Consider the following 19,359-nt stretch of genomic DNA (forward strand, 5'->3'; position numbering starts at 1 on the left):
TATTTCCGCGGTGCTGCAGTGATCCTGCCGTGCCGCCTGGCAACGCGAAAAAGGACGCACGCCCATGCATAAAAGAAGTTTCTTTGATGATATGGACCCGGCAGAAACCGGGAGTGGCTAGAAGCCCTGGAATCCGTGGTCGAGCGCGAAGGCCCGGAACGGGCCGCCTGGTTGCTGGATACCATCACCAACGAGGCCCAGGAACAGGGCATCCGTCGTACTCACCTCAATACCCCGTACCTCAATACCATTCCCGCCAAGGATGAAGTGCCGATCCCCAGCGATATCTTCATGGAGCGCCGGGTGCGTTCTCTGGTGCGCTGGAATGCGTTGGCCACGGTGATGCGGGCCAACATGAATGACGACGAGTTGGGTGGCCATATCGCTTCCTTTGCGTCATCCGCCACGCTTTATGATGTGGGTTTCAATCATTTCTTCCGGGCCCCCAGTGACAAGAACGAAGGGGACCTGGTGTTCTTCCAGGGCCATTCCGCGCCGGGGGTATATGCCCGCGCTTACCTGGAAGGGCGTATCAGCGAAGAGCAGCTCGACAACTTCCGCCGGGAGGTGGATGGCAAGGGCCTGTCCTCCTACCCGCACCCCTGGTTGATGCCGGACTTCTGGCAGTTTCCCACCGTGTCCATGGGGCTGGGGCCGATTCAGGCCATCTACCAGGCCCACGTGATGAAATACCTGCAAAACCGTGAGCTGATCCAGAAGGATGACCGCAAGGTGTGGGCCTTCCTGGGCGACGGCGAAATGGACGAGCCGGAATCTCTGGGTGCCCTGGCTCTGGCCGGCCGGGAGAAACTGGATAACCTGATTTTTGTGGTCAACTGCAACCTGCAGCGTCTGGATGGCCCGGTGCGCGGTAACGGCAAGATCATCCAGGAACTGGAAGGTGTGTTTCGGGGCGCCGGCTGGAATGTGATCAAGGTGGTCTGGGGGCGACTCTGGGATCCGCTACTGGAACGGGACAGCCAGGGCCTGCTGCGCCGGCGCATGGAAGAGTGCGTGGACGGTGAATACCAGGCCTACAAGAAGAACGGTGGCGCCTATACCCGCGAGCATTTCTTCGGCGAGTATCCGGAGCTGAAAAAGCTGGTGGAGCACATGTCCGACGATGAGGTGTACCGCCTCAATCGCGGTGGCCACGACCCGTTCAAGGTCTACGCGGCCTACCACGCGGCGGTTAACCATACCGGTCGGCCCACAGTGATCCTGGCCAAGACGGTAAAAGGTTATGCCACCGGCGCCGGTGAAGCGGTCAACAAGACCCACCAGATGAAGAAGCTGGATCTGGAAAGCCTGAAGGAATTCCGCGACCGCTTCGACATGCCGTTCACCGACGAAGAACTCAAGGATGTGCCCTACTACCGGCCGGACGCCGACTCCCCGGAAATGCGTTTCATGAAAGAACAGCGCGATAAGCTGGGCGGTTATATGCCGGTGCGTCGACAGCAGGCCAGTCAGGCATTGACCCTGCCCGGGCTGGATATCTTTGCCAACTTCCTGGAGGGCAGTGGCGACCGGGAAATTTCCACCACCATGGCGTTTGTGCGCATGATGAGTGCGCTGATCAAGGACAAGCAGATCGGCGAAAGGGTGGTGCCGATTGTGCCCGATGAGGCACGTACCTTTGGCATGGAAGGCCTGTTCCGGCAACTGGGTATCTATTCCTCCGGTGGCCAGAAATACGAGCCCGAGGATGCCGGTCAGGTCATGTATTACCGGGAAGACAAGAAGGGTCGCATCCTGGAAGAGGGGATCAACGAAGCGGGCGCCATGTCCGGCTGGCTGGCCGCCGCCACCAGCTACAGCGTGCACGATTTCACCCTTATCCCGTTCTATATCTATTACTCCATGTTCGGTTTCCAGCGCGTGGGCGATCTTTGTTGGGCTGCCGGCGACAGTCAGGCACGCGGTTTTCTGCTGGGTGCCACCGCCGGACGTACCACCCTCAATGGCGAAGGGCTACAGCACCAGGATGGCCACAGCCATTTGCTGGCCAGCACCGTGCCCAATTGCGTCAGCTATGACCCCACCTACAGCTACGAGCTGGCGGTGATCCTGCACGACGGCCTCAAGCGCATGTATGAAGACAACGAAAAAGTTTTCTATTACCTGACCCTGATGAACGAAAACTACGTGCACGGTGCCATGCCGGAAGGGGCCGAAGAAGGTATTCGTCGGGGCATGTACCTGTTGCGCGAAGGCAAGGGGAAAACCAGGAAATCCCCCCGCGTGCAGTTGCTGGGCAGCGGCACCATTCTGCGCGAAGTGGAAGCGGCGGCGGAGCTGCTCCGTGATGACTTCGGCGTGGCGGCAGATGTGTGGAGTGTCACCAGCTTCAACGAACTGCGCCGGGAAGGCCTGCGTCTGGACCGGGATGAAATCCTCAACCCGGATCAGGAGCGCGAGCGCACCTGGGTAGAGAGATGCCTGGATGGTCGCGACGGTCCGGTGATCGCGTCCACCGACTACATGCGCGCCTTTGCCGACCAGATCCGGCCTTGGGTACACGCACCTTATACGGTACTGGGCACCGACGGTTTCGGCCGCAGCGATTCCCGCCAGAAACTGCGCCACTTCTTTGAGGTGGATCGTCATTTCGTGGTGTTGGCGGCCCTCAGTGCATTGCGCAAGGACGGCAAGGTGGAGGCAGCTACCGTGAAAAAGGCCATCGAAAAATACGGCATCGATACGGATAAACCCTATCCGGTGATGCATTGATCGCACCCCAACGTGATCTCACAAAAGGAGACCGGTGTGAGTAAGAGCATGATTCGTGTTCCCGATGTGGGCAGCAGTGATCCTGTTGACGTCATCGAGATCAGCGTGAAAGTCGGCGACACCATTGCCGCAGAAGACACCATTATTGTTCTGGAATCCGACAAGGCCACGGTAGAAGTGCCCGCACCGCAAGCGGGGAAAATTACCGCCATCAGTGTCAAGGTGGGCGACCGGGTCAAGGAAGGCGATGAACTAATGGAAGTCGAGGCCGAAGGCGAGTCGGAAGATCAGGCCTCCGCGGACTCCGAGGCTGCCAGTGAACCGTCGCAGGCCGCAGAGGAAAAAACGGATACGGAGTCAAAGCCGCAAGAAGAGGATGAGCCCGAAGCGCAGGAAAGCGGTGGCAGCGAAACCGTTACCGTGCCGGATCTTGGCGATATCGATTCCGCAGAAATTATCGAAGTGAATGTGGCCGTGGGTGATGAGCTCGAGCAGGAGCAGGTCATTGTGGTGGTGGAATCGGACAAGGCCTCCCTGGAAATTCCCGCGCCCTCCGCTGGCAAGGTGGAATCGGTGGCGGTGAAGGTGGGCGACAAGGTCGGTACCGGTGATGCGCTGCTGACCATGGCGGTGGCCGGCGGCAAGCCGGCAGCGGACAACAAAGCCGAGGCGGCAGAAAAGTCAGAAACAAAGCCGGCGCCAGCCCCGGAGCAGGCCTCCACCGAGCAAAAACCGGCTCCGGCAACGTCGCAGCCAACCACTGCGGATGCCGGTTCCCCTTCCCGGTCCGTGCACGCTGGCCCGGCGGTCCGCAAGTTGGCCCGGGAAATGGGTGTGGATCTGGCCCAGGTCAACGGCACCGGTCCCAAGGACCGTATCCTCAAGGAAGATGTGCACGCCTGGGTGAAACAACGCCTTGAAGGTGTACCTGCCGCAGCTGGCGGTAGCCTGGCGGTGGAATTGCCGGAAATCGATTTCAGCCAGTTCGGCGAGATCGAGCGGCTGGAGCTCAACAAGCTGCGCAAGGTGTCCGCCCAGAACCTGACTCGCTCCTGGCTGACCATTCCCCATGTCACCCAGCACGAGGTGGCAGATATCACCGGCCTGGAAGCCTTCCGCAAACAGCAAAACAAGGCGCTGGAGAAAGAAGGCGTGAAGTTGACCATGCTGGCGTTCCTGGTCAGTGCCTGTGCCAGGGCATTGCAGGAGTTTCCGCGTTTCAACAGCTCCCTGGAAAACGGCGGTGAGGCCCTGATTCAGAAGCATTACATTAACATCGGCATTGCCGTGGACACCCCCAATGGCCTGGTGGTGCCGGTGATCAAGGATGCGGACAAGAAGGGGCTGAAAGCCATTGCTCTTGAAATGAGTGAGCTGGCGGAAAAGGCCCGTAATCGCAAACTGACACCGGCAGACATGAAGGGCGGGACGTTCAGTATTTCTTCTCTGGGTGGAATTGGTGGCACTGCGTTTACGCCCATTGTGAACTGGCCGGAAGTGGCCATCCTGGGGGTGAGCCGATCCGATATGCAGCCGGTCTGGGACGGTGAGCAGTTTCAGCCCCGGCTGATGTTGCCGTTGAGTCTGTCCTACGATCACCGGGTGATTGATGGCGCCGACGCGGCAAGATTTACCGCCTATCTCAGTCAGTTGCTGACAGATATGCGGCGGGCGTTGCTTTAAGAGGTCCACTCAACCCAACGATGATAGCCGGCAATTTTCCGGCTATCATCGTTGGGAGGGTGCGGGTCGGACGTCCGACTACAAACGGCAGCCTGAATTATTCCCCGCGCTTGTCCTTTTTCTCTTTCCTGTTCTCCTTGCGCTCTTCCCAGCGTTCCTTGCGTTTTTCCTTCATTTCGGCCAGCTTTTCCTGCTGTTCAGGGGTCAGTACCTTGTTCATCTTGCCTTGGGTTTCTTCGTGCAGGGCTTTCATCTTTTCGCCCTGCTCCTGAAAGATGGCCTTGAGCTGGGTGCTTTGTTCTTCGCTCAGCTCCAGTTTCTTCTCCAGACGTTCCACCATGTGCTCCCCGCCCTTATGGCCGGGGCCATAGGCAAAAGCAGAGGTGGTGAAGATTGCCAGGGCAACGATAGCCAGTTTTTTCATGATGCTCTCCTTGTGACTCAGTGAGTCCCTGTGAATATGTGGGAGCAGTATGGAAGGAAAGGGTGCAAGGAATATGCAGGAAAAAAGGAAGAAGCAGTTACGAGCTACGAGCTACTAGAAAAAGATAATACAAAAGACAGAGGGTGCTTGACGGCTATTTGCCGTCCTCTCTCATACTGATAGCTAGAAGCTAGAAGCTAGAAGCTAGAAGCTAGAAGCTGCCCTACGGCTGCTCCAGCCGATACCCCACCCCATAAACACTACCAATCCAGTCATGGGACTGGTCGTCGCCGTCGTTGAGTTTGCGGCGCAGTTTGCGGATGTGGCTGTCGATGGTGCGGTCGGAAACGACCCGGTGGTCCTGGTAGATTTCATCCATCAACTGGTCTCGGGACCAGATGCGTCCGGGGTGGCGGGCCAGGGTGGCGAGCAGGGCGAATTCGATGGCGGTGAGGGCCACCCGTTGTTTGCCCATGACCGCCTCGTAGCGCTCTTCGTCCAGGGTCAGTGTTGGGGCGGTGCTGTCCAGTTGCGGGTTGGCCCGGCGCAGTACGGCCTTGATCCTGGCCACCACTTCCCGTGGGCTGAACGGTTTGCAGATATAATCGTCGGCGCCCAGTTCCAGCCCCAGCAGCCGATCCACCTCATCCACCCGGGCGGTGACCATCAGGATCGGTACCTGGCTGTGCTGGCGGATGGCCTTGCACACTTCCAAGCCGTCGCCGTCCGGCAGCATCAGGTCCAGCAGGATGGCCTGAAAGTGTTCCTTTTTTGCCAGAGTCATGGCGGTCCGGGCGCTGTCGGTTTGTTCGGTCAGGAAGTGGGCATGCTGGAGATAGTCCGCCATCAGTTGTGACAGACGTGGCTCGTCTTCCACGATCAGGATGCGATTCATGGTGCCTCTCCCGGCAGGGTGATGCGAATGCGGACGCCGCCCAGGGGGCTGTGCTCCGCGCCGATGGTACCGCCGTGGGCTTCGACAATCCGCTGGCAAATGGCCAGCCCCAGGCCAGCGCCGCCGGTGCGACGGTTGCGTGAGCTTTCCACACGGTACAAATGATCGAACAGGCGGGGCAGGGCGTCGTCAGGTACTCCGGGGGCGCTATCTTCGATCAGCAGTTCCCAGTTGTCTGGTCGCTGTGTCAGCGAGATGCTCAGGGTGCCGCCACTGGCGGTGTACTTGAGAGAGTTCTGTAGCAGGTTGTCCAGCAGCTGGCGAATGCGCACCGGGTCCATATCCACAACGGCCTGTTCGGGAAGGCGGGTCTCCAGGCTGATGGTTTGCTGGGCAAAGCTGTTGCGATAGCTGTCCACCACCTCGCCAAGCAGGTCCGCCAGATCGTCCCGATGAAACTGGTAGCGCAGATTGCCGCCGTCAGCCAGCGCCAGGTCGTGCAGGTCGTTGATCAGGTGGGTGAGCTGGGCCACTTCCCCTTCCAGGGACTTGATGAACTCCGGGCTCAGGGGGCGAATGCCATCGCTGATGGCTTCCAGCTCGCCCTGCAGGATCGCCACCGGGGTGCGCAGCTCGTGGGCGATATCCGAGAACCAGCGCTGGCGGGCCTGCTGGCCCTGATCCAGCCGCTGGGCCAACTGATTGACCTGTTTGGTAAGGGTGCCCAGTTCGTCCCGGCGCCGGGTTTCCAGGCGGGCGCTGTAGTGGCCTTCCTGCAGGTCGCGGGTGTGGTTGGACAGAGCAAGAATCGGTGCAGAGTGGCTAGAAGCCCTGGAATCCGTGGTCGAGCGCGAAGGCCGGAACCGGCCGCCTGGTTGCTGGATACCATCACCAACGAGGCCCAGGAACAGGGCATCCGTCGTACTCACCTCAATACCCCGTACCTCAATACCATTCCCGCCAAGGATGAAGTGCCGATCCCCAGCGATATCTTCATGGAGCGCCGGGTGCGTTCTCTGGTGCGCTGGAATGCGTTGGCCACGGTGATGCGGGCCAACATGAATGACGACGAGTTGGGTGGCCATATCGCTTCCTTTGCGTCATCCGCCACGCTTTATGATGTGGGTTTCAATCATTTCTTCCGGGCCCCCAGTGACAAGAACGAAGGGGACCTGGTGTTCTTCCAGGGCCATTCCGCGCCGGGGGTATATGCCCGCGCTTACCTGGAAGGGCGTATCAGCGAAGAGCAGCTCGACAACTTCCGCCGGGAGGTGGATGGCAAGGGCCTGTCCTCCTACCCGCACCCCTGGTTGATGCCGGACTTCTGGCAGTTTCCCACCGTGTCCATGGGGCTGGGGCCGATTCAGGCCATCTACCAGGCCCACGTGATGAAATACCTGCAAAACCGTGAGCTGATCCAGAAGGATGACCGCAAGGTGTGGGCCTTCCTGGGCGACGGCGAAATGGACGAGCCGGAATCTCTGGGTGCCCTGGCTCTGGCCGGCCGGGAGAAACTGGATAACCTGATTTTTGTGGTCAACTGCAACCTGCAGCGTCTGGATGGCCCGGTGCGCGGTAACGGCAAGATCATCCAGGAACTGGAAGGTGTGTTTCGGGGCGCCGGCTGGAATGTGATCAAGGTGGTCTGGGGGCGACTCTGGGATCCGCTACTGGAACGGGACAGCCAGGGCCTGCTGCGCCGGCGCATGGAAGAGTGCGTGGACGGTGAATACCAGGCCTACAAGAAGAACGGTGGCGCCTATACCCGCGAGCATTTCTTCGGCGAGTATCCGGAGCTGAAAAAGCTGGTGGAGCACATGTCCGACGATGAGGTGTACCGCCTCAATCGCGGTGGCCACGACCCGTTCAAGGTCTACGCGGCCTACCACGCGGCGGTTAACCATACCGGTCGGCCCACAGTGATCCTGGCCAAGACGGTAAAAGGTTATGCCACCGGCGCCGGTGAAGCGGTCAACAAGACCCACCAGATGAAGAAGCTGGATCTGGAAAGCCTGAAGGAATTCCGCGACCGCTTCGACATGCCGTTCACCGACGAAGAACTCAAGGATGTGCCCTACTACCGGCCGGACGCCGACTCCCGGAAATGCGTTTCATGAAAGAACAGCGCGATAAGCTGGGCGGTTATATGCCGGTGCGTCGACAGCAGGCCAGTCAGGCATTGACCCTGCCCGGGCTGGATATCTTTGCCAACTTCCTGGAGGGCAGTGGCGACCGGGAAATTTCCACCACCATGGCGTTTGTGCGCATGATGAGTGCGCTGATCAAGGACAAGCAGATCGGCGAAAGGGTGGTGCCGATTGTGCCCGATGAGGCACGTACCTTTGGCATGGAAGGCCTGTTCCGGCAACTGGGTATCTATTCCTCCGGTGGCCAGAAATACGAGCCCGAGGATGCCGGTCAGGTCATGTATTACCGGGAAGACAAGAAGGGTCGCATCCTGGAAGAGGGGATCAACGAAGCGGGCGCCATGTCCGGCTGGCTGGCCGCCGCCACCAGCTACAGCGTGCACGATTTCACCCTTATCCCGTTCTATATCTATTACTCCATGTTCGGTTTCCAGCGCGTGGGCGATCTTTGTTGGGCTGCCGGCGACAGTCAGGCACGCGGTTTTCTGCTGGGTGCCACCGCCGGACGTACCACCCTCAATGGCGAAGGGCTACAGCACCAGGATGGCCACAGCCATTTGCTGGCCAGCACCGTGCCCAATTGCGTCAGCTATGACCCCACCTACAGCTACGAGCTGGCGGTGATCCTGCACGACGGCCTCAAGCGCATGTATGAAGACAACGAAAAAGTTTTCTATTACCTGACCCTGATGAACGAAAACTACGTGCACGGTGCCATGCCGGAAGGGGCCGAAGAAGGTATTCGTCGGGGCATGTACCTGTTGCGCGAAGGCAAGGGGAAAACCAGGAAATCCCCCCGCGTGCAGTTGCTGGGCAGCGGCACCATTCTGCGCGAAGTGGAAGCGGCGGCGGAGCTGCTCCGTGATGACTTCGGCGTGGCGGCAGATGTGTGGAGTGTCACCAGCTTCAACGAACTGCGCCGGGAAGGCCTGCGTCTGGACCGGGATGAAATCCTCAACCCGGATCAGGAGCGCGAGCGCACCTGGGTAGAGAGATGCCTGGATGGTCGCGACGGTCCGGTGATCGCGTCCACCGACTACATGCGCGCCTTTGCCGACCAGATCCGGCCTTGGGTACACGCACCTTATACGGTACTGGGCACCGACGGTTTCGGCCGCAGCGATTCCCGCCAGAAACTGCGCCACTTCTTTGAGGTGGATCGTCATTTCGTGGTGTTGGCGGCCCTCAGTGCATTGCGCAAGGACGGCAAGGTGGAGGCAGCTACCGTGAAAAAGGCCATCGAAAAATACGGCATCGATACGGATAAACCCTATCCGGTGATGCATTGATCGCACCCCAACGTGATCTCACAAAAGGAGACCGGTGTGAGTAAGAGCATGATTCGTGTTCCCGATGTGGGCAGCAGTGATCCTGTTGACGTCATCGAGATCAGCGTGAAAGTCGGCGACACCATTGCCGCAGAAGACACCATTATTGTTCTGGAATCCGACAAGGCCACGGTAGAAGTGCCCGCACCGCAAGCGGGGAAAATTACCGCCATCAGTGTCAAGGTGGGCGACCGGGTCAAGGAAGGCGATGAACTAATGGAAGTCGAGGCCGAAGGCGAGTCGGAAGATCAGGCCTCCGCGGACTCCGAGGCTGCCAGTGAACCGTCGCAGGCCGCAGAGGAAAAAACGGATACGGAGTCAAAGCCGCAAGAAGAGGATGAGCCCGAAGCGCAGGAAAGCGGTGGCAGCGAAACCGTTACCGTGCCGGATCTTGGCGATATCGATTCCGCAGAAATTATCGAAGTGAATGTGGCCGTGGGTGATGAGCTCGAGCAGGAGCAGGTCATTGTGGTGGTGGAATCGGACAAGGCCTCCTGGAAATTCCCGCGCCCTCCGCTGGCAAGGTGGAATCGGTGGCGGTGAAGGTGGGCGACAAGGTCGGTACCGGTGATGCGCTGCTGACCATGGCGGTGGCCGGCGGCAAGCCGGCAGCGGACAACAAAGCCGAGGCGGCAGAAAAGTCAGAAACAAAGCCGGCGCCAGCCCCGGAGCAGGCCTCCACCGAGCAAAAACCGGCTCCGGCAACGTCGCAGCCAACCACTGCGGATGCCGGTTCCCCTTCCCGGTCCGTGCACGCTGGCCCGGCGGTCCGCAAGTTGGCCCGGGAAATGGGTGTGGATCTGGCCCAGGTCAACGGCACCGGTCCCAAGGACCGTATCCTCAAGGAAGATGTGCACGCCTGGGTGAAACAACGCCTTGAAGGTGTACCTGCCGCAGCTGGCGGTAGCCTGGCGGTGGAATTGCCGGAAATCGATTTCAGCCAGTTCGGCGAGATCGAGCGGCTGGAGCTCAACAAGCTGCGCAAGGTGTCCGCCCAGAACCTGACTCGCTCCTGGCTGACCATTCCCCATGTCACCCAGCACGAGGTGGCAGATATCACCGGCCTGGAAGCCTTCCGCAAACAGCAAAACAAGGCGCTGGAGAAAGAAGGCGTGAAGTTGACCATGCTGGCGTTCCTGGTCAGTGCCTGTGCCAGGGCATTGCAGGAGTTTCCGCGTTTCAACAGCTCCCTGGAAAACGGCGGTGAGGCCCTGATTCAGAAGCATTACATTAACATCGGCATTGCCGTGGACACCCCCAATGGCCTGGTGGTGCCGGTGATCAAGGATGCGGACAAGAAGGGGCTGAAAGCCATTGCTCTTGAAATGAGTGAGCTGGCGGAAAAGGCCCGTAATCGCAAACTGACACCGGCAGACATGAAGGGCGGGACGTTCAGTATTTCTTCTCTGGGTGGAATTGGTGGCACTGCGTTTACGCCCATTGTGAACTGGCCGGAAGTGGCCATCCTGGGGGTGAGCCGATCCGATATGCAGCCGGTCTGGGACGGTGAGCAGTTTCAGCCCCGGCTGATGTTGCCGTTGAGTCTGTCCTACGATCACCGGGTGATTGATGGCGCCGACGCGGCAAGATTTACCGCCTATCTCAGTCAGTTGCTGACAGATATGCGGCGGGCGTTGCTTAAGAGGTCCACTCAACCCAACGATGATAGCCGGCAATTTTCCGGCTATCATCGTTGGGAGGGTGCGGGTCGGACGTCCGACTACAAACGGCAGCCTGAATTATTCCCCGCGCTTGTCCTTTTTCTCTTTCCTGTTCTCCTTGCGCTCTTCCCAGCGTTCCTTGCGTTTTTCCTTCATTTCGGCCAGCTTTTCCTGCTGTTCAGGGGTCAGTACCTTGTTCATCTTGCCTTGGGTTTCTTCGTGCAGGGCTTTCATCTTTTCGCCCTGCTCCTGAAAGATGGCCTTGAGCTGGGTGCTTTGTTCTTCGCTCAGCTCCAGTTTCTTCTCCAGACGTTCCACCATGTGCTCCCCGCCCTTATGGCCGGGGCCATAGGCAAAAGCAGAGGTGGTGAAGATTGCCAGGGCAACGATAGCCAGTTTTTTCATGATGCTCTCCTTGTGACTCAGTGAGTCCCTGTGAATATGTGGGAGCAGTATGGAAGGAAAGGGTGCAAGGAATATGCAGGAAAAAAGGAAGAAGCAGTTACGAGCTACGAGCTACTAGAAAAAGATAATACAAAAGACAGAGGGTGCTTGACGGCTATTTGCCGTCCTCTCTCATACTGATAGCTAAGCTAGAAGCTAGAAGCTAAAGAAAGAAGCTAAAGAAGCTAGAAGCTAGAAGCTAGAAGCTAGAAGCTGCTGCCTACGGCTGCTCCAGCCGATACCCCACCCCATAAACACTACCAATCCAGTCATGGGACTGGTCGTCGCCGTCGTTGAGTTTGCGGGCGCAGTTTTGCGGATCGGCCAGTGGTTACGCCTGGATCATAGTGGTCAGGGCCTGCAGGAGGTGGCCAATGTGGCCCTGGAGGATGCGCAGGTTCAACAAGGAGGTTCCCTGTCTGCCGCCCTGGATCACTTGGAATCCCTGCAGGGCTTACTACTGCGCTGCGTTGCCATCTGGCTGATCCTGTCAGCGCTGTGGATCATCGTGATCTGACGATAGCCCAAGGCGTTCTGAACGTGCTATCTAATTGAGAATGGATAATTGATAAGGGCGCGATCAACGCTGTGGCGCTTGTCAAAACTGAGTGACCGCGTCCAGAGCTTGGGCGCGGCCTCTTGTGTTTGACGATAGAAGGGCGTGTTCCGCGTGTTATCAATTCTCAATTATCCATTATCAATTGCTTTTCTCCCCATCGACTTAGGTCTGATGTCGTCCTGCTCTGTCAGACCTCATGCTGGCAGGGCTTTTGCCATACCAAAACATCCGCCTGTAACCCGCCTGTGGTGATTATCGTCATTTGACCGGCCGGTCATTGCGGCTAGTATGGAAAGAGCTTGTATCAGTTCGCCCAACACCCCCGGGCGCTTATTTCCGCGGTGCTGCAGTGATCCTGCCGTGCCGCCTGGCAACGCGAAAAAGGACGCACGCCCATGCATAAAAGAAGTTTCTTTGATGATATGGACCCGGCAGAAACCCGGGAGTGGCTAGAAGCCCTGGAATCCGTGGTCGAGCGCGAAGGCCCGGAACGGGCCGCCTGGTTGCTGGATACCATCACCAACGAGGCCCAGGAACAGGGCATCCGTCGTACTCACCTCAATACCCCGTACCTCAATACCATTCCCGCCAAGGATGAAGTGCCGATCCCCAGCGATATCTTCATGGAGCGCCGGGTGCGTTCTCTGGTGCGCTGGAATGCGTTGGCCACGGTGATGCGGGCCAACATGAATGACGACGAGTTGGGTGGCCATATCGCTTCCTTTGCGTCATCCGCCACGCTTTATGATGTGGGTTTCAATCATTTCTTCCGGGCCCCCAGTGACAAGAACGAAGGGGACCTGGTGTTCTTCCAGGGCCATTCTGCGCCGGGGGTATATGCCCGCGCTTACCTGGAAGGGCGTATCAGCGAAGAGCAGCTCGACAACTTCCGCCGGGAGGTGGATGGCAAGGGCCTGTCCTCCTACCCGCACCCCTGGTTGATGCCGGACTTCTGGCAGTTTCCCACCGTGTCCATGGGGCTGGGGCCGATTCAGGCCATCTACCAGGCCCACGTGATGAAATACCTGCAAAACCGTGAGCTGATCCAGAAGGATGACCGCAAGGTGTGGGCCTTCCTGGGCGACGGCGAAATGGACGAGCCGGAATCTCTGGGTGCCCTGGCTCTGGCCGGCCGGGAGAAACTGGATAACCTGATTTTTGTGGTCAACTGCAACCTGCAGCGTCTGGATGGCCCGGTGCGCGGTAACGGCAAGATCATCCAGGAACTGGAAGGTGTGTTTCGGGGCGCCGGCTGGAATGTGATCAAGGTGGTCTGGGGGCGACTCTGGGATCCGCTACTGGAACGGGACAGCCAGGGCCTGCTGCGCCGGCGCATGGAAGAGTGCGTGGACGGTGAATACCAGGCCTACAAGAAGAACGGTGGCGCCTATACCCGCGAGCATTTCTTCGGCGAGTATCCGGAGCTGAAAAAGCTGGTGGAGCACATGTCCGACGATGAGGTGTACCGCCTCAATCGCGGTGGCCACGACCCGTTCAAGGTCTACGCGGCCTACCACGCGGCGGTTAACCATACCGGTCGGCCCACAGTGATCCTGGCCAAGACGGTAAAAGGTTATGCCACCGGCGCCGGTGAAGCGGTCAACAAGACCCACCAGATGAAGAAGCTGGATCTGGAAAGCCTGAAGGAATTCCGCGACCGCTTCGACATGCCGTTCACCGACGAAGAACTCAAGGATGTGCCCTACTACCGGCCGGACGCCGACTCCCCGGAAATGCGTTTCATGAAAGAACAGCGCGATAAGCTGGGCGGTTATATGCCGGTGCGTCGACAGCAGGCCAGTCAGGCATTGACCCTGCCCGGGCTGGATATCTTTGCCAACTTCCTGGAGGGCAGTGGCGACCGGGAAATTTCCACCACCATGGCGTTTGTGCGCATGATGAGTGCGCTGATCAAGGACAAGCAGATCGGCGAAAGGGTGGTGCCGATTGTGCCCGATGAGGCACGTACCTTTGGCATGGAAGGCCTGTTCCGGCAACTGGGTATCTATTCCTCCGGTGGCCAGAAATACGAGCCCGAGGATGCCGGTCAGGTCATGTATTACCGGGAAGACAAGAAGGGTCGCATCCTGGAAGAGGGGATCAACGAAGCGGGCGCCATGTCCGGCTGGCTGGCCGCCGCCACCAGCTACAGCGTGCACGATTTCACCCTTATCCCGTTCTATATCTATTACTCCATGTTCGGTTTCCAGCGCGTGGGCGATCTTTGTTGGGCTGCCGGCGACAGTCAGGCACGCGGTTTTCTGCTGGGTGCCACCGCCGGACGTACCACCCTCAATGGCGAAGGGCTACAGCACCAGGATGGCCACAGCCATTTGCTGGCCAGCACCGTGCCCAATTGCGTCAGCTATGACCCCACCTACAGCTACGAGCTGGCGGTGATCCTGCACGACGGCCTCAAGCGCATGTATGAAGACAACGAAAAAGTTTTCTATTACCTGACCCTGATGAACGAAAACTACGTGCACGGTGCCATGCCGGAAGGGGCCGAAGAAGGTATTCGTCGGGGCATGTACCTGTTGCGCGAAGGCAAGGGGAAAACCAGGAAATCCCCCCGCGTGCAGTTGCTGGGCAGCGGCACCATTCTGCGCGAAGTGGAAGCGGCGGCGGAGCTGCTCCGTGATGACTTCGGCGTGGCGGCAGATGTGTGGAGTGTCACCAGCTTCAACGAACTGCGCCGGGAAGGCCTGCGTCTGGACCGGGATGAAATCCTCAACCCGGATCAGGAGCGCGAGCGCACCTGGGTAGAGAGATGCCTGGATGGTCGCGACGGTCCGGTGATCGCGTCCACCGACTACATGCGCGCCTTTGCCGACCAGATCCGGCCTTGGGTACACGCACCTTATACGGTACTGGGCACCGACGGTTTCGGCCGCAGCGATTCCCGCCAGAAACTGCGCCACTTCTTTGAGGTGGATCGTCATTTCGTGGTGTTGGCGGCCCTCAGTGCATTGCGCAAGGACGGCAAGGTGGAGGCAGCTACCGTGAAAAAGGCCATCGAAAAATACGGCATCGATACGGATAAACCCTATCCGGTGATGCATTGATCGCACCCCAACGTGATCTCACAAAAGGAGACCGGTGTGAGTAAGAGCATGATTCGTGTTCCCGATGTGGGCAGCAGTGATCCTGTTGACGTCATCGAGATCAGCGTGAAAGTCGGCGACACCATTGCCGCAGAAGACACCATTATTGTTCTGGAATCCGACAAGGCCACGGTAGAAGTGCCCGCACCGCAAGCGGGGAAAATTACCGCCATCAGTGTCAAGGTGGGCGACCGGGTCAAGGAAGGCGATGAACTAATGGAAGTCGAGGCCGAAGGCGAGTCGGAAGATCAGGCCTCCGCGGACTCCGAGGCTGCCAGTGAACCGTCGCAGGCCGCAGAGGAAAAAACGGATACGGAGTCAAAGCCGCAAGAAGAGGATGAGCCCGAAGCGCAGGAAAGCGGTGGCAGCGAAACCGTTACCGTGCCGGATCTTGGCGATATCGATTCCGCAGAAATTATCGAAGTGAATGTGGCCGTGGGTGATGAGCTCGAGCAGGAGCAGGTCATTGTGGTGGTGGAATCGGACAAGGCCTCCCTGGAAATTCCCGCGCCCTCCGCTGGCAAGGTGGAATCGGTGGCGGTGAAGGTGGGCGACAAGGTCGGTACCGGTGATGCGCTGCTGACCATGGCGGTGGCCGGCGGCAAGCCGGCAGCGGACAACAAAGCCGAGGCGGCAGAAAAGTCAGAAACAAAGCCGGCGCCAGCCCCGGAGCAGGCCTCCACCGAGCAAAAACCGGCTCCGGCAACGTCGCAGCCAACCACTGCGGATGCCGGTTCCCCTTCCCGGTCCGTGCACGCTGGCCCGGCGGTCCGCAAGTTGGCCCGGGAAATGGGTGTGGATCTGGCCCAGGTCAACGGCACCGGTCCCAAGGACCGTATCCTCAAGGAAGATGTGCACGCCTGGGTGAAACAACGCCTTGAAGGTGTACCTGCCGCAGCTGGCGGTAGCCTGGCGGTGGAATTGCCGGAAATCGATTTCAGCCAGTTCGGCGAGATCGAGCGGCTGGAGCTCAACAAGCTGCGCAAGGTGTCCGCCCAGAACCTGACTCGCTCCTGGCTGACCATTCCCCATGTCACCCAGCACGAGGTGGCAGATATCACCGGCCTGGAAGCCTTCCGCAAACAGCAAAACAAGGCGCTGGAGAAAGAAGGCGTGAAGTTGACCATGCTGGCGTTCCTGGTCAGTGCCTGTGCCAGGGCATTGCAGGAGTTTCCGCGTTTCAACAGCTCCCTGGAAAACGGCGGTGAGGCCCTGATTCAGAAGCATTACATTAACATCGGCATTGCCGTGGACACCCCCAATGGCCTGGTGGTGCCGGTGATCAAGGATGCGGACAAGAAGGGGCTGAAAGCCATTGCTCTTGAAATGAGTGAGCTGGCGGAAAAGGCCCGTAATCGCAAACTGACACCGGCAGACATGAAGGGCGGGACGTTCAGTATTTCTTCTCTGGGTGGAATTGGTGGCACTGCGTTTACGCCCATTGTGAACTGGCCGGAAGTGGCCATCCTGGGGGTGAGCCGATCCGATATGCAGCCGGTCTGGGACGGTGAGCAGTTTCAGCCCCGGCTGATGTTGCCGTTGAGTCTGTCCTACGATCACCGGGTGATTGATGGCGCCGACGCGGCAAGATTTACCGCCTATCTCAGTCAGTTGCTGACAGATATGCGGCGGGCGTTGCTTTAAGAGGTCCACTCAACCCAACGATGATAGCCGGCAATTTTCCGGCTATCATCGTTGGGAGGGTGCGGGTCGGGGACGTCCGACTACAAACGGCAGCCTGAATTATTCCCCGCGCTTGTCCTTTTTCTCTTTCCTGTTCTCCTTGCGCTCTTCCCAGCGTTCCTTGCGTTTTTCCTTCATTTCGGCCAGCTTTTCCTGCTGTTCAGGGGTCAGTACCTTGTTCATCTTGCCTTGGGTTTCTTCGTGCAGGGCTTTCATCTTTTCGCCCTGCTCCTGAAAGATGGCCTTGAGCTGGGTGCTTTGTTCTTCGCTCAGCTCCAGTTTCTTCTCCAGACGTTCCACCATGTGCTCCCCGCCCTTATGGCCGGGGCCATAGGCAAAAGCAGAGGTGGTGAAGATTGCCAGGGCAACGATAGCCAGTTTTTTCATGATGCTCTCCTTGTGACTCAGTGAGTCCCTGTGAATATGTGGGAGCAGTATGGAAGGAAAGGGTGCAAGGAATATGCAGGAAAAAAGGAAGAAGCAGTTACGAGCTACGAGCTACTAGAAAAAGATAATACAAAAGACAGAGGGTGCTTGACGGCTATTTGCCGTCCTCTCTCATACTGATAGCTAGAAGCTAGAAGCTAGAAGCTAGAAGCTAGAAGAAGCTAGAAGCTAGAAGCTGCCCTACGGCTGCTCCAGCCGATACCCCACCCCATAAACACTACCAATCCAGTCATGGGACTGGTCGTCGCCGTCGTTGAGTTTGCGGCGCAGTTTGCGGATGTGGCTGTCGATGGTGCGGTCGGAAACGACCCGGTGGTCCTGGTAGATTTCATCCATCAACTGGTCTCGGGACCAGATGCGTCCGGGGTGGCGGGCCAGGGTGGCGAGCAGGGCGAATTCGATGGCGGTGAGGGCCACCCGTTGTTTGCCCATGACCGCCTCGTAGCGCTCTTCGTCCAGGGTCAGTGTTGGGGCGGTGCTGTCCAGTTGCGGGTTGGCCCGGCGCAGTACGGCCTTGATCCTGGCCACCACTTCCCGTGGGCTGAACGGTTTGCAGATATAATCGTCGGCGCCCAGTTCCAGCCCCAGCAGCCGATCCACCTCATCCACCCGGGCGGTGACCATCAGGATCGGTACCTGGCTGTGCTGGCGGATGGCCTTGCACACTTCCAAGCCGTCGCCGTCCGGCAGCATCAGGTCCAGCAGGATGGCCTGAAAGTGTTCCTTTTTTGCCAGAGTCATGGCGGTCCGGGCGCTGTCGGTTTGTTCGGTCAGGAAGTGGGCATGCTGGAGATAGTCCGCCATCAGTTGTGACAGACGTGGCTCGTCTTCCACGATCAGGATGCGATTCATGGTGCCTCTCCCGGCAGGGTGATGCGAATGCGGACGCCGCCCAGGGGGCTGTGCTCCGCGCCGATGGTACCGCCGTGGGCTTCGACAATCCGCTGGCAAATGGCCAGCCCCAGGCCAGCGCCGCCGGTGCGACGGTTGCGTGAGCTTTCCACACGGTACAAATGATCGAACAGGCGGGGCAGGGCGTCGTCAGGTACTCCGGGGGCGCTATCTTCGATCAGCAGTTCCCAGTTGTCTGGTCGCTGTGTCAGCGAGATGCTCAGGGTGCCGCCACTGGCGGTGTACTTGAGAGAGTTCTGTAGCAGGTTGTCCAGCAGCTGGCGAATGCGCACCGGGTCCATATCCACAACGGCCTGTTCGGGAAGGCGGGTCTCCAGGCTGATGGTTTGCTGGGCAAAGCTGTTGCGATAGCTGTCCACCACCTCGCCAAGCAGGTCCGCCAGATCGTCCCGATGAAACTGGTAGCGCAGATTGCCGCCGTCAGCCAGCGCCAGGTCGTGCAGGTCGTTGATCAGGTGGGTGAGCTGGGCCACTTCCCCTTCCAGGGACTTGATGAACTCCGGGCTCAGGGGGCGAATGCCATCGCTGATGGCTTCCAGCTCGCCCTGCAGGATCGCCACCGGGGTGCGCAGCTCGTGGGCGATATCCGAGAACCAGCGCTGGCGGGCCTGCTGGCCCTGATCCAGCCGCTGGGCCAACTGATTGACCTGTTTGGTAAGGGTGCCCAGTTCGTCCCGGCGCCGGGTTTCCAGGCGGGCGCTGTAGTGGCCTTCCTGCAGGTCGCGGGTGTGGTTGGACAGAGCAAGAATCGGTGCAACCAGATGGCGGGCCAGCAGCCAGGACACCAGTAGCGACAACGCCACGCCCACAAACAGCATCCAGCCCATGAAGCGAAGCTGGCGGCCCATGAAGCGCTGGTCCAGTTTGTCTCGGATGGCGTCCTGATCCGGATAGGTCAGGTAGCCGATGATGCCGTTACCGACCTGGATCGGAATTTTCGAACGGAACTTCGGTGGTGCCGGTGGTCCCAGCAGCCGTTGTTTGTTGGCATCCAGCAGTTGCAGGTGGCGGTGGTCGCCGCGGCTGTCCCGGTCGTCATCCCTATCACCGGCCAGCCGGTAGAGTCGCTTGAGCAGACGGGGGTCGTCCACCAGGAACTGCCAGCCGCCACGCTGCTGGTAGAGCAGACCCAGGTGATCTGCCAGCCTTTCTACCTGGGCTTGCTGGCGTTCATCCAGATAGGTTTCCAGGCTACCCAGAAACGACAGGTAATAGAAACCGCTGGCTGCCAGGGTGAGCACCAGGAAGGTGGAAAGGAAAATGACAAAGAGTTTGTTGCGGATGCCCATGGCAAAACATCGTCAATCCGGGCTTACAGTGTAGCCCGAGCCTCCGCTTT

The 19,359-nt window shown here is 59.0% G+C and carries 11 protein-coding genes and 3 pseudogenes; 8 read left to right on the forward strand and 6 right to left on the reverse strand.

Annotation, left to right across the window (positions count from 1 at the left end):
* Positions 1–64: 64 nt before the first annotated feature.
* Together aceE (KZ772_RS17370) and aceF (KZ772_RS17375) are read left to right on the forward strand one after the other, a co-directional pair.
* Positions 65–2,733: pseudogene (aceE, locus tag KZ772_RS17370) on the forward strand (pyruvate dehydrogenase (acetyl-transferring), homodimeric type).
* Positions 2,734–2,769: 36 nt separating this feature from the next.
* Positions 2,770–4,416, forward strand: coding sequence for a dihydrolipoyllysine-residue acetyltransferase (gene aceF / locus KZ772_RS17375; protein WP_290537689.1), 1,647 nt, complete (start codon positions 2,770–2,772; stop codon positions 4,414–4,416).
* A 97-nt stretch (positions 4,417–4,513) separates the two neighbouring features.
* Here aceF (KZ772_RS17375) and KZ772_RS17380 read toward each other — a convergent pair whose 3' ends face one another.
* The 3 genes from KZ772_RS17380 to KZ772_RS17390 form a co-directional block, all read right to left on the reverse strand.
* Positions 4,514–4,840, reverse strand: coding sequence for a hypothetical protein (locus KZ772_RS17380; RefSeq protein ID WP_290537690.1), 327 nt, complete (start codon positions 4,838–4,840; stop codon positions 4,514–4,516).
* 223 nt (positions 4,841–5,063) lie between these two features.
* A complete protein-coding gene (locus KZ772_RS17385; RefSeq protein ID WP_290537691.1) occupies positions 5,064–5,735 on the reverse strand; it encodes a response regulator in 672 nt (223 codons plus the stop codon).
* Positions 5,732–6,544: an ATP-binding protein gene (locus KZ772_RS17390; RefSeq protein ID WP_290539497.1), complete on the reverse strand. Its 813-nt coding sequence runs from the start codon at positions 6,542–6,544 to the stop codon at positions 5,732–5,734. Before KZ772_RS17390 ends, KZ772_RS17385 begins: the two co-directional genes overlap by 4 nt.
* Here KZ772_RS17390 and aceE (KZ772_RS17395) point away from each other — a divergent pair.
* The 6 genes and pseudogenes from aceE (KZ772_RS17395) (at position 6,522) to aceF (KZ772_RS17415) (ending at position 16,622) form a co-directional block, all read left to right on the forward strand.
* Positions 6,522–9,171, forward strand: a pseudogene (aceE, locus tag KZ772_RS17395) (pyruvate dehydrogenase (acetyl-transferring), homodimeric type). The gene KZ772_RS17390 and the pseudogene aceE (KZ772_RS17395) sit on opposite strands and share 23 nt — an antisense overlap.
* 48 nt (positions 9,172–9,219) lie before the next feature.
* Positions 9,220–9,737 (forward strand): annotated as a pseudogene (locus KZ772_RS18660) (biotin/lipoyl-containing protein); the annotation flags it as partial.
* A gap of 6 nt (positions 9,738–9,743) precedes the next feature.
* Positions 9,744–11,300, forward strand: coding sequence for a 2-oxo acid dehydrogenase subunit E2 (locus KZ772_RS17400; protein ID WP_365871151.1), 1,557 nt, complete (start codon positions 9,744–9,746; stop codon positions 11,298–11,300).
* Between the two features lie 286 nt (positions 11,301–11,586).
* Positions 11,587–11,832 (forward strand): hypothetical protein, encoded by a 246-nt coding sequence (locus tag KZ772_RS17405; protein WP_290537692.1) that lies wholly within the window; start codon positions 11,587–11,589, stop codon positions 11,830–11,832.
* A gap of 437 nt (positions 11,833–12,269) precedes the next feature.
* Positions 12,270–14,939, forward strand: coding sequence for a pyruvate dehydrogenase (acetyl-transferring), homodimeric type (gene aceE, locus KZ772_RS17410; RefSeq protein ID WP_290537693.1), 2,670 nt, complete (start codon positions 12,270–12,272; stop codon positions 14,937–14,939).
* Between the two features lie 36 nt (positions 14,940–14,975).
* Complete coding sequence (gene aceF, locus KZ772_RS17415) at positions 14,976–16,622, forward strand: dihydrolipoyllysine-residue acetyltransferase (protein WP_290537689.1); 1,647 nt, start codon at positions 14,976–14,978, stop codon at positions 16,620–16,622.
* A 99-nt stretch (positions 16,623–16,721) separates the two neighbouring features.
* On the opposite strand, the gene KZ772_RS17420 is transcribed toward aceF (KZ772_RS17415), so the two are convergent.
* The 3 genes from KZ772_RS17420 to KZ772_RS17430 all read right to left on the reverse strand — a co-directional run bounded on the left by KZ772_RS17420 (position 16,722) and on the right by KZ772_RS17430 (position 19,309).
* Positions 16,722–17,048, reverse strand: a complete 327-nt coding sequence (locus KZ772_RS17420; RefSeq protein ID WP_290537690.1) for a hypothetical protein — start codon at positions 17,046–17,048, stop codon at positions 16,722–16,724.
* 240 nt (positions 17,049–17,288) lie between these two features.
* Positions 17,289–17,960 (reverse strand): response regulator, encoded by a 672-nt coding sequence (locus tag KZ772_RS17425; protein ID WP_290537691.1) that lies wholly within the window; start codon positions 17,958–17,960, stop codon positions 17,289–17,291.
* Complete coding sequence (locus tag KZ772_RS17430; RefSeq protein WP_290537694.1) at positions 17,957–19,309, reverse strand: ATP-binding protein; 1,353 nt, start codon at positions 19,307–19,309, stop codon at positions 17,957–17,959. The genes KZ772_RS17425 and KZ772_RS17430 overlap by 4 nt, the downstream gene beginning before the upstream one ends.
* Positions 19,310–19,359 lie beyond the last annotated feature (50 nt).

The sequence above is a fragment of the Alcanivorax sp. genome (genome assembly GCF_019431375.1).
GTDB lineage: Bacteria > Pseudomonadota > Gammaproteobacteria > Pseudomonadales > Alcanivoracaceae > Alcanivorax > Alcanivorax jadensis_A.